This window comes from Devosia sp. (genome assembly GCF_036406155.1).
GTDB lineage: Bacteria > Pseudomonadota > Alphaproteobacteria > Rhizobiales > Devosiaceae > Devosia_A.
In genome coordinates this window covers 26,980-34,094 of record NZ_DASWVV010000071.1, presented here as the reverse complement: position 1 = coordinate 34,094, position 7,115 = coordinate 26,980, and the positions used below count along the sequence as shown (strand labels likewise).

10 protein-coding genes are annotated in these 7,115 nt (G+C 68.3%); 1 reads left to right on the top strand and 9 read right to left on the bottom strand.

Annotated elements, in window-relative coordinates; all coding sequences use genetic code 11:
• Positions 1-174: TOBE-like domain-containing protein (locus tag VGD93_RS04590; protein WP_395009637.1), on the top strand; the 174-nt coding region annotated here is incomplete at its 5' end.
• 101 nt (positions 175-275) lie between these two features.
• Here the strand turns inward: VGD93_RS04590 and VGD93_RS04585 are convergent.
• From VGD93_RS04585 to iolE, 9 genes are all read right to left on the bottom strand, one after another.
• Positions 276-1,151, bottom strand: a complete 876-nt coding sequence (locus VGD93_RS04585; RefSeq protein WP_395009635.1) for a hypothetical protein — start codon at positions 1,149-1,151, stop codon at positions 276-278.
• A gap of 123 nt (positions 1,152-1,274) precedes the next feature.
• Entirely contained in the window at positions 1,275-2,234 is a 960-nt protein-coding gene (locus VGD93_RS04580) for a DMT family transporter (RefSeq protein WP_395009633.1), read from the bottom strand.
• A 5-nt stretch (positions 2,235-2,239) separates the two neighbouring features.
• A complete protein-coding gene (gene purU, locus VGD93_RS04575; RefSeq protein ID WP_395009631.1) occupies positions 2,240-3,091 on the bottom strand; it encodes a formyltetrahydrofolate deformylase in 852 nt (283 codons plus the stop codon).
• Positions 3,092-3,166: 75 nt separating this feature from the next.
• Entirely contained in the window at positions 3,167-4,135 is a 969-nt protein-coding gene (locus VGD93_RS04570; protein ID WP_395009629.1) for an NAD(P)-dependent alcohol dehydrogenase, read from the bottom strand.
• Positions 4,132-4,365, bottom strand: coding sequence for a helix-turn-helix transcriptional regulator (locus tag VGD93_RS04565; RefSeq protein ID WP_395009627.1), 234 nt, complete (start codon positions 4,363-4,365; stop codon positions 4,132-4,134). Before VGD93_RS04565 ends, VGD93_RS04570 begins: the two co-directional genes overlap by 4 nt.
• A complete protein-coding gene (locus VGD93_RS04560) occupies positions 4,359-4,787 on the bottom strand; it encodes a hypothetical protein (RefSeq protein ID WP_395009625.1) in 429 nt (142 codons plus the stop codon). Before VGD93_RS04560 ends, VGD93_RS04565 begins: the two co-directional genes overlap by 7 nt.
• Before the next feature lie 252 nt (positions 4,788-5,039).
• The gene (gene iolB, locus VGD93_RS04555; RefSeq protein ID WP_395009623.1) at positions 5,040-5,837 is read right to left on the bottom strand and encodes a 5-deoxy-glucuronate isomerase; all 798 of its coding nucleotides are present in this window, start codon (positions 5,835-5,837) and stop codon (positions 5,040-5,042) included.
• Positions 5,818-6,027: a DUF3329 domain-containing protein gene (locus tag VGD93_RS04550; RefSeq protein ID WP_395009621.1), complete on the bottom strand. Its 210-nt coding sequence runs from the start codon at positions 6,025-6,027 to the stop codon at positions 5,818-5,820. Before VGD93_RS04550 ends, iolB begins: the two co-directional genes overlap by 20 nt.
• Positions 6,028-6,049: 22 nt before the next feature.
• Positions 6,050-6,970, bottom strand: coding sequence for a myo-inosose-2 dehydratase (iolE, locus tag VGD93_RS04545; RefSeq protein WP_395009619.1), 921 nt, complete (start codon positions 6,968-6,970; stop codon positions 6,050-6,052).
• Between the last annotated feature and the right edge of the window lie 145 nt (positions 6,971-7,115).

Sequence of the window (7,115 nt, the reverse complement as noted above, 5' to 3'; positions counted from 1 at the left end):
GTGGTCGCGGCGCGCCGCGTCGGGGGCACGCGCCGGGTCGAGCTCGAGATCGGCGCCGAACGGCAGCGCGTCGAGATCGATTTGCCCTTCGACCACCCGGCCGGGGACAGGACCCGAATCGGCTTCCGGCCGCGGCGCTGGCGCGTCTACGGAAGGGCAAGCACCGGGGGATGACGGCAGGGGCGGGGCCGCCGGCCGCGCCAGCACCGCCCCCTACATACACAAAGGGCCGGTGCGGTGCACCGGCCCCTGCCGGCAATGGTACGGTGGGACCGCTACATCACGTCGGCTGAAACCGACGCGCGGAACGGCGCCGTCGGGGATGCCATCGGACGCAGCGCATCCAGCGCCGAGCCGGAGCCGCCGAACGGGATGGAGATGCCGAGCCTGACCGTATGGTTGGTATTGCTCTCGTCGTCGTCGTCGAAGGCGTGGATGCCTTCATAGGAGGCGACGAGGCTGAGGTTGAGGTCGCCCGGAATCCGATAGGCGCCCTTTATTCCCCAGGAAACGTATTCGCCCGGGTCGTCCTCGACGTCGAAATCGGCGCTGTAGCCGTATCCCGCCATTGCCGACACGGCGAAGTCGTCGCTGAGGGCAAACGCCGCTGCGCCTTCGACGAACCAGCCGGCAAAGCCTTCGGGGTCGTCGTCGTTCGGCGCGTCGGCATAGCCCAGCGTGCCGATGAGGAGCAGGTCTTCGACGGCGACTGCCGCCTGCACACCGGCCGCATAACCGAAGAACATGTCGTCGTTTTCTGCGTTAGGATAGCTGCCGAGGGCGGCGAAGCCGCCGAAATACCAGTCTTCGACGCGGGTTCCGAGGCGTACGCCGAGGACGCCGAGGCTGCCATTGGTGACGTTCGGGTCGCTGTCCTCGATCGACAGCCATTCGCCGTAGCCGTCGAGCCCGAGGACGACGCCGTCGAGATCGGCCTGCAGGTCGAAGGCACCGTAGAGGCCGGCAAAGCTCTCGTAGTCGCCGTCGTCCTCCGCCGCGGAGCGGCCGAGGGCGCCGATCTCGACCACGCCACGCATGCCGGCGGCGCTGGCCGTCGCATCGTCCTGCGGTGCCTCGATGATGAGGTCGGCGGCATAGACGGGAGTGCACAGCAACAGGGCGCTCACGCCCGCGAGTAAGGATCGGCGCATGGATATCCTCCAACCAAAACTGGCTTGCACCCTAGCCGGGCAGGTTTTTCATGTCACGCGGCGGCCGCATTTTGGCCCAAGTTGTTGCACGGTGAGCACAGCTTGCCGTGCCGGGTCCGCGGGCTACGCTGCTGGCGGGTGGGCCACCGGCGCGCCCTGGGAGCGGCTCACCAGCCAGATGCCGGCCGAGACCAGCACCAGCGCCGCGAGGTTCTTCCATTCGAGCAGCGTCTCCCCGAGCAGCAGCGCCGAGAGCACGACGCCGAACACGGGAATGAGGAAATTGTAGATCGCGACCATGCCGACGGGATTGTGCTTGAGCAGCACGCTCCACAGCGCATAGGCCACGGCCGAGAGCAGCGCCAGGTAGACGAGCAGCGCCGCCGACGCCGCGTCGAAGGCCGCCATCTCGCCGCCCAGCGGCAGGGCGGCGGCCCACAGCATCAGCCCGCCCAGGGCGAGTTGCCAGCCGGTCATCACCGTGGCGTCGAGCCCTTGCGACACGCGCTTGCCGTAGATCATGGCGGCGGCAAGGATGAAGGCGGCGATGGCGATGAAGCCCTCGCCCAGCAGCGTGAACTCGAAGTCGAGCCCGGCGCCCCTGAGGTTGACCACCACCACGCCGGCGAAGCCGAGCAGCACGCCCAGCGACTTGCCGGCGTTGAGCCGGTCGTTGCGGTAGAGGAAATGGGCGAGCAGCACCGAGAAGAAGATCGTGGTGGCATTGACGATCGAGGCCTTGACCCCGCTCGCATGGGCCAGCCCGATGTAGAAGAACACGTACTGGATGGCGGTCTGGGTGAGGCCCAGCAGCAAGACCTGGCCGGCCTGGCGCGGGGTGAGCCACAGTCTGCGGCCGCTGAGCGCGGCGTAGGCGAGCAGGATCGCCCCGGCGAGGGTGAAGCGGGTGCCGGCGAACAGCATCTGGCTCGGCACGTCGGCGGGGGCGATGGCGAACAGGGCGTAGCCGGCCTTGATCGCCGGGAAAGCGCTGCCCCACAACAGGCAGCACAGCGTCGCGGTGGCGAACACCACCCTGGGATCGGTGAAGATGCTGCCCTCGCGCAGCGGTGCGGCCGGCATCGCGGCTAACCGAACACCACGGTCTTGCGCCCGTTCAGCATCACCCGGTTCTCGAGGTGCAGCTTCACCGCCCGCGCCAGCACCCGGCTCTCGATGTCGCGCCCCGCGGCGATCAGGTCGTCGGGGGTCATGGCGTGCGTCACCCGTCCCACGTCCTGCTCGATGATCGGCCCCTCATCGAGTTCGGGCGTCACGTAATGGGCGGTGGCGCCGATGATCTTGACGCCGCGCTCATGCGCCTGGTGGTAGGGCTTGGCGCCCTTGAACGAGGGCAGGAAGGAGTGGTGGATGTTGATGATCTGGCCGTAGAGGCGGGTGGCGAAGCGGTCGGACAGGATCTGCATGTAGCGCGCCAGCACCACTAGGTCAGCGCCGCTTTGCTGGAACAGCTTGAGCACCTGCTCCTCCTGCGCCGCCTTGTCGGCCTTGTCGACCGGCAGCAGGTGGAAAGGAATGCGCTCATACTCGGCGGTGGCGCGCGAGTCGTCGTGGTTGGAGACGATCGCGGCGACCTCGCAGTCGAGCCAGCCGACGCGGATCTGGTAGAGCAGGTGCAGGAGCGCGTGGTCGAATTTCGACACCATGACCAGCAGCTTCTTGCGCCGCGCGCGGTCGATCAGCTGGGTGCGCATGGCGAAGCGTTCGATCGCGGGCCTGAGCGCCCGCTCCAGCCGGTCGCGGCCGACGCCTTCGGGGGCGGTGAAGGCGATGCGCATGAAGAACATGCCGGTCTCGCGGTCCCAGAACTGGTTGCTCTCGGCGATGTTGGCGCCGAGCGCGGCCAGTTCGGTGGTGACGGCGGCGACGATGCCCGGGCGATCGGCGCAGGACAGGGTGAAGATGAAATTGGAAGTCATGGTGGTTCCCGCAAGCTGGCGGAGCTATTCACCGCCACGCCTGCGGGGTCAAGGGGAAGCGCGCCGAAGCGGCGCTCACCCGTCGACTGCGATGACGACGCTGCCGCGCTTGCGGCCGCTGTCGACGCGGGCGTGGGCAGCGGCGATGTCGTCGAGCCGGTAGCGGCTGTCGATAACCGGCCTCAGCGCGCCCGCCTCGACCAGCTGGCGCAGCGTCTCGACATCCTCGCGCCGCTCGCCGGCGACGCCGCCGATGACCCTGGGGCCGCCGGCGATCGAGGTCCACAGCATCTGGCCGATCTCGGCCAGTCCCATGACCGCCGCGAGATAGCGCCCGTCGGGCGCCAGCGACGCCCTGCAGCGGCCGAAGGACAGCGTCCCGACGGTGTCGAAGATGATGTCGTAGACCGCGCCCGGGGCAGGGACATCCGCCTTGGTGTAGTCGAGCGTCGAGCCGGCTCCGAGCGAGCGGACCAGGTCGAGGTTGGCGGTGCTGCACACCCCGGTGATGTCGGCGCCGAAATGCCGTGCCAGCTGCACCGCGGCCACCCCGACCGCGCCCGAGGCGCCGTTGATCAGCACCCTGCTGCCGGCGCGGATGCCTCCGGCCCGCAGGAAGTGCAGGGCGGTCAGCCCGCCGAAGGGCAGGGCGGCGGCTTCCTCGAAACCCAGCGTCTGCGGCTTCAGCGCGATCGCGGCGGTCTCGGGCACGCATTTGTACTCGGCATGGCAGCCCCCCACGTCGAGGCCGAACACCGCGTCGCCGGGGCGAAACCGCGTCACCGCCCTGCCGACCGCCTCCACCTCGCCGGCGAACTCGACCCCGGGCACCGGCTTTCTGGGCCTGGTGATGCCGATCGCCAGCCGCCCCGGCAGCCAGAACACCGCCGGCACGGTAAAGCTGCGCATGCGGGCGTCGCCGGAGGTGACGGTGGTGGCGCGAATGCGCACCAGCACCTCGTTGTCCCTGGGCAGCGGCTGCGGCACCTCTGCCAGCGCGAGCACGTCGGGGGTGCCGTAGGCACGCTGAAGCACTGCCTTCACGGCCCGTCTCCTTCGTTTTTGGGGTACTGGAACACATTCTCGAGCGGCACGCCGAAGACGCGGGCGATCCGGAACGCCATCTCGAGGGTGGGCGAATAGCGGCCCTGCTCGATGGCGATGATGGTCTGGCGGGTGACGCCGGTCCGCTCGGCGAGTTCGGCCTGGGTCATCTCGCCCCGGGCGAAGCGCAGCGCCCGGATGGCGTTGGTGATCCTGGTCGATTTCACCATGGGTGGAAACCGAACCGGTAGGCGACGATCTTGGCCGCCGAACTCAGCACCGCCGACAGCACGAAGCACAGGTAGATGACGTTGGCGATCCAGAAGTGGTCCCATTCCGCCATCGCCATCAAGAGGGCGGCGACGCCCCCGATGACGACGAAGGACTGCCCGACATACTCGCCGAAGCGGTTGATGTCGCGGTCGCGTTGGTCGCGCTTGTTGGCCTCCGCCGGGGCCGCCATCGACACCAGGATGGTGAGCAGCATGCCGGCGGCGATCGCCCCGCCGATCGTCCACAGCATCAGCGGCACATAAGCGGCCTCGGTCAATGGTGCGGCATCGACCTGGCCCAGCAGCAGCGCCAGATAGACGCCGTAGCCGGCGACAGCGATGAGGCCGAAACCCCAGGTGTATTTTTCGTCGAACGACATCCTCGGCACCCGGTGTAAAGCAAAGTTGACATATCGATGTAAGGCGTCGCTTACATTGAGTCAAGTTTGTTTTACATATTCCCGGGAGCGCTTGGGCCGCCGGCATCCTTGGGCGGGACCACCACGCGCGGCACAGGCGTCAACAGCGGCGCGCGTCCGCTGACGTGGTTGGCCAGCAGCGGGGCCGCCCGAAGTGGAACGGCACATCATCAAGGCATCAAGCGTTGCCGCCTGGTGCCGGGCACGATGCGCCTAACCTTCCAGCATCCAGGCGTGCTCGGGGGCGTTGTGGAACTGCCACGTCCGCTTCGGGCCGGCCATGACGTTGAGATAATAGACGTCGTAGCCGTGCACCGCCGCCACCGGGTGGTAGCCGCGCGGCACCAGCACCACGTCGCCGTCCTCGATCAGCATGGTCTCGTCGAGGCTGCGGTCGTCTGTATAGACGCGCTGGAAGCCGAAGCCCTGCGGCTTCGAGAAACGGTGGTAGTAGGTCTCCTCGAGCAGGCTCTGGCGCGGCAGGTCGTCCTCGTCGTGCCTGTGCGGGGGATAGCTCGAGGTGTGCCCGCCCGGGGTGACGACCTCGACCACGAGCAGCGAATCGGCGGGCTGGTCCTCGGGCAGGATGTTGAACGGATAGCGCGTATTGGTGCCCCGTCCGCGCGTCAGCTTTTCGACCGCGTCCGGCCCGATCACCCGCGCCGGGTGCGCGTGCGGCCGGCCCGGCGCGGTGCAGACGGCCAGTTCGAGGGCCGTGGTCGCCGTTGCCTGCCATTTCGCCCCGGCCGGGACGTAGACCGCAAATCCCGGCCCCTCGAACGGGCTCATGCGCCCGCCCAGTTCGCCCAGGTCGCGGCCGTCGACGGCGACCCGCGCCTTGCCGGCAAGCAGGACGAGGCACGCTTCGCGGTCCGCTTCGCCGCCATCGGTGCCCTCGCCGGGGCCGAGCTTGAACAGGTCGAATCCGACATAGGTCCAGCCGGCGCTGGCGGGCGTCACGTGCTGCACGCGCCCATGCGTGCCGTGCGGCCTAATCCTGAGGTTTGTCATGGTCCTTGCGCGCCAGTTCCCGGTCGAAATTGATGAAGAAGGTCCACACCCCGTAGGCGAGCATGGCGAGGGCGATGAAGCCCCACAGCTGGTCGCGGTTGTAGAACGACTCCCAGATCGCCCACGCGACGATGATGGCAATGACGGCCACCCGTCGCCACAGCGGCCTGAACCAGGCCAGGGTCAGCAATCCGGGTTTTTCCTCGTCCACCTCATTGCCCTTTCGGAAAGCCTTGCGTCTCGACGCTGTAGCCGGCAGCGGCCATCACGCGCATCAGTTCCTTGTAGCCGATTTCGGCCATGCGTGCGGGGGGATTCGCCCGCGGGTCCTGCTCCGCCTCGACCACGAACCAGCCTTCGTAGCCGTAGCGGGCGAGCCGGCCCACGATCGCCTCGAAATCGAGCGCGCCGTCGCCCGGCACGGTGAAGGCGCCGAGCGCCACGGCGTCGAGGAAGGATTGCCGCGTGCGATCGAGCGCCTCGATCACCCCCGGGCGCACGTCCTTGACGTGCACGTGCCGGATGCGGGCGTGGTGGTCGTCGATGGCGCGCAGCAAGTCGCCGCCGGCAAAGGCCAGGTGCCCGCTGTCGAAGAGCAGCGAAATCCCCTCGCCCGAATGGCGCATGAAGGCATCCAGTTCGGCCTGGGTCTCGACCACCGCGCCCATGTGGTGGTGGTAGACGAGCGGCATGCCCTGCTCGGCGCACCATTCGCCGAATTCGGTGAGCTTTCTGGCATAGGCGCGCATCTCGTCGTCCGCGAGACGCGGCTTGTTCGCCAGCGGCCGCGTACGGTCGCCCTGGATGGAGCGGCCGACCTCGCCATAGACGATGCAGGGGGCATCGACCGCCTTGAACAGCGCGATCATCGGGGCGATGCGCTCCTGGTTGGCGCGCATGTCCTCGTTGACCAGCGTGCCCGAGAACCAGCCGCCGCACAGGGTGACATCGGCGGCCCTGAGGATCGGCAGCATCACCGCGGGGTCGGACGGAAAGCGCCGGCCCAGCTCCATGCCGGTGAAGCCGGCGGCGCGCGACTGCCGCAGGCACTCCTCGAGCGAGACGTCCTCGCTCAGTTCGGGAAGGTCGTCGTTCCACCACGCGATGGGGGACATGCCCAGTCTGGCCTGCAATTTCATATGCTCCGGTCTTCGAACTTCAGTTGGCGCGGCAGGGAAACTCGCCGTCGTGCGCCAGGTCCGGAAGTTGCCCCTCCCTCCCCCTTGTGGGGAGGGTGGACCGGCGCAGCCGGGACGGGTGGGGGGCGGCCAGGCGCAG